The sequence below is a fragment of the Thauera sp. 28 genome (assembly GCF_000310145.2).
Classification (GTDB): domain Bacteria; phylum Pseudomonadota; class Gammaproteobacteria; order Burkholderiales; family Rhodocyclaceae; genus Thauera; species Thauera mechernichensis.
On record NZ_AMXA01000065.1, the window covers coordinates 1 to 3,277 of the forward strand.

Consider the following 3,277-nt stretch of genomic DNA (forward strand, 5'->3'; position numbering starts at 1 on the left):
ACCCAGCAGAACGCCTCGGCCTCCGAAGAGCTTGCCGCCACCGCCGAGGAGCTCGGCGGGCAGGCCGGACAGCTGCAGGAGCTGATGGGCTTCTTCAGCGTCGGCAGCGACGACGCGACATCCAGGCGCAGCCCCGCACGCAAGCCAGCGGCGGCAGTGAGTCCTCCGTCCCCGGCGCCGACGGCAAGCGATAGCGCACCGCGCCGCAACACGGCGCGCACCAACAGCCGGCTGAAGATCGGCAAGTCAGTCAGCTTCAGCGAAAGCGATTTCGAGAAATTCTGAGCACACGCCACGCAGCAGGAGCCAGGCCATGAGCCAGAGCCTTACACAAACCAGACAGAAGATGCCTGCGATCGCCGATGCGGGACCGCAGCAATACCTCACCTTCAGCCTCGGCGGCGAGGTGTTCGCGCTCGGGATCCTGAACGTCAAGGAGATCATCGAGTTCGGCAACATCACGGAAATTCCGATGATGCCGGCCTTCATCCGCGGCGTGATCAACCTGCGCGGCGCGGTTGTGCCGGTGATCGACCTGTCTGCTCGCTTCGGCGGCGAGACCTCTGCCGTCTCCCGCCGCACCTGCATCGTCATCGTCGAGCTGGGCGACGGTGACGACCGCCAGGACCTCGGGGTGATCGTGGACGCCGTCAACGAAGTGCTGGAGATTCCACGCGGCGATATCGAACCACCGCCGAGCTTTGGCGCAAAGATCAGGGCCGACTTCATCCAGGGCATGGGCAAAGTGGATAACCGATTCGTCATCATCCTCAATGTCGATCGCGTGCTCTCGACCGAGGAGATCACGATGCTCGCCAGCATGGGCGGCGACAGCGCCAAGGAAGAGGGCTGATGCCCATCCCCGGGAAGACCATGATGAATACGCAATCCTACGGCTGGCGCTCGATCCGGCTACGTCTTTTCCTCCTCTTCGCTATCGTGATCGCAGCGGTGCTGTTCTATGCGCTCACCGATGTCGCCCGCCAATGGCAGGCTCAGAACGCCATGCAGCGCGGCGCCCAGTACAGCCAGCTGTCGGTGCAGATCAACAACCTGGTGCACGAACTCCAGAAGGAGCGCGGGCTGTCGGCGGGCTTCATCGGTTCGCGCGGCGGCCGCTTCCAGGCCGAGCTCACCGCTCAGCATCAGGACTCGAATACGGCACGCAACGCACTGGATGCCTGGCTGGCAAGCGCCGATCGAAACCTGCTGGGCAGCGACATCGTCACCGCAGTGGAGTCCGCGCAAGGCCGCCTCGCTGCGCTGCAGGATACCCGTGGGCGCGTCACGAGCCTGTCGCTGCCGGGCCCCGAGTCATTCAGCTATTACACCGGAACGATCGAACACCTGGTGGCGGTGATCGACATCGCCGCCTCCTCGGCCGAGGAGGTCGAGTTGTCGCGCGGCATGAACGCTTACCTGATGTTCGTGCTCGCCAAGGAGCAAGCCGGACGCGAACGTGCATCGATCAACGGGCTGTTCGCCGCCAACACTGCCGCCGATGTTGCCCTGCATCGGCGCATCATCACCATCCTGACCGCGCAGGACACCTATCTTTCGAACTTCCGCTCGATGGCACCGCAGAGCTGGATCGACGGCCTGCAATCGGCACTCGACAGCGAGGCGGGGCGCGAAACCGCGCGCATGCGCCAGATCGCGCTCGATCGCATGAACATCGGCGAGTTCGGCGTCGAGCCCGCCACCTGGTTCGCCACGATCACGCGCAAGATCGACCTGCTGAAGGTCGAGGAAGATCGTATCGCGTCCACGCTGCTCGACCGCGCCCAGGCGCTGCGCGCCGACTCATCGTCGCAACTGGCGCTGTCGGTCGCGATGACGGTGGCCGTCCTGGTCGCCGCCATCCTGTTCGGGCTGCAGGTGACCGGCCTGTTGCGCGGCCTGCGTGGCAACGCCGAAGCGGCCCATCGCATCGCGCAAGGCCAGCTCGACGAGAAGGTCACGGTGCGCAACCACAACGAACTCGGCGAGATCGAAGGCGCGCTGGCCGAGGTGCAGTCAAACCTGCACGCGATGATGGACGACACCGCGATGCTCTCTGCCGCCGCCGTCGAGGGCCGCCTCGCCACGCGGGCCGACGCCGATCGCCACCCTGGCGACTACGCCCGCATCGTGCAAGGCGTCAATGCCACGCTCGACGCCGTCATCGGGCCGCTCAACGTGGCCGCCGACTACGTCGACCAGATTGCCAAGGGCGCCATCCCCGCCCGCATCACCGACAGCTACAACGGTGACTTCAACACCATCAAGAACAACCTCAACACCGCCATCGACGCGGTCAATGCGCTCGTCACCGACGCCAACATGCTCGCCCAGGCCGCCGTCGAGGGCCGCCTGTCCACCCGCGCCGACGCCAGCCGTCACCACGGCGACTACGCCCGCATCGTCCAGGGCGTCAACGCCACCCTGGATGCGGTCATCGCCCCCATCGACGAGGTCAAGCGCGTCATGGTCGCACTCTCCGGGGGCGACCTCACCCAGAAGATCACCGACAACTACGCCGGCGACTTCCAGGTGCTGCAGAACGCAGTCAACGAGTCCATGGACAAGCTCGCCGAGATCATCGAGCAGGTCCGTGGCGCGGCCGATGCGCTCACCAACGCCGCAGGCCAGGTCTCGGCCACCGCTCAGAGCCTGTCCCAGTCCTCCTCCGAGCAGGCCGCCAGCGTCGAGGAAACCTCGGCTTCGATCGAGCAGATGAGCGCCTCGATCAACCAGAACTCGGAAAACGCCAAGATCACCGACGCCATGGCCACCAAGGCCGCCTCCGAAGCCGGCGAGGGCGGCCAGGCCGTCAAATCCACGGTCGAGGCGATGAAGAACATCGCCGGCAAGATCGGCATCATCGATGACATCGCCTACCAGACCAACCTGCTCGCGCTCAACGCCGCCATCGAAGCGGCCCGTGCCGGCGAGCACGGCAAGGGCTTTGCGGTGGTCGCCGCCGAGGTCAGAAAGCTCGCCGAGCGCAGCCAGGTCGCCGCCCAGGAGATCGGCCAGCTCGCCGGCAACTCGGTCCACCTGGCCGAGCGCGCGGGTACGCTGCTCGACGAGATCGTGCCCTCGATCAACAAGACCTCCGACCTCGTGCAGGAGATCGCCTCGGCCAGCCAGGAGCAGACCGCCGGCGTCGGCCAGATCAACAACGCCATGGGCCAGCTCAACAAGGCCACCCAGCAGAACGCCTCGGCCTCCGAAGAGCTTGCCGCCACCGCCGAGGAGCTCGGCGGGCAGGCCGGACAGCTGCAGGAGCTGATGG

Annotated in this window: 2 protein-coding genes and 1 pseudogene; all 3 read left to right on the forward strand. The window is 66.0% G+C overall.

Annotation, left to right across the window (positions count from 1 at the left end; genetic code table 11):
* Positions 1 to 285 (forward strand): annotated as a pseudogene (locus C662_RS19370) (methyl-accepting chemotaxis protein); the annotation flags it as partial.
* A gap of 28 nt (positions 286 to 313) precedes the next feature.
* Positions 314 to 853 carry a chemotaxis protein CheW gene (locus C662_RS19375; RefSeq protein WP_002934334.1) on the forward strand — a complete coding sequence of 180 codons (540 nt, stop codon included), beginning with the start codon at positions 314 to 316 and terminating at the stop codon, positions 851 to 853.
* A partial coding sequence (locus tag C662_RS19380) for a methyl-accepting chemotaxis protein (RefSeq protein ID WP_002934336.1) occupies positions 853 to 3,277 on the forward strand: 2,425 nt, incomplete at its 3' end. The genes C662_RS19375 and C662_RS19380, both read left to right, overlap by 1 nt.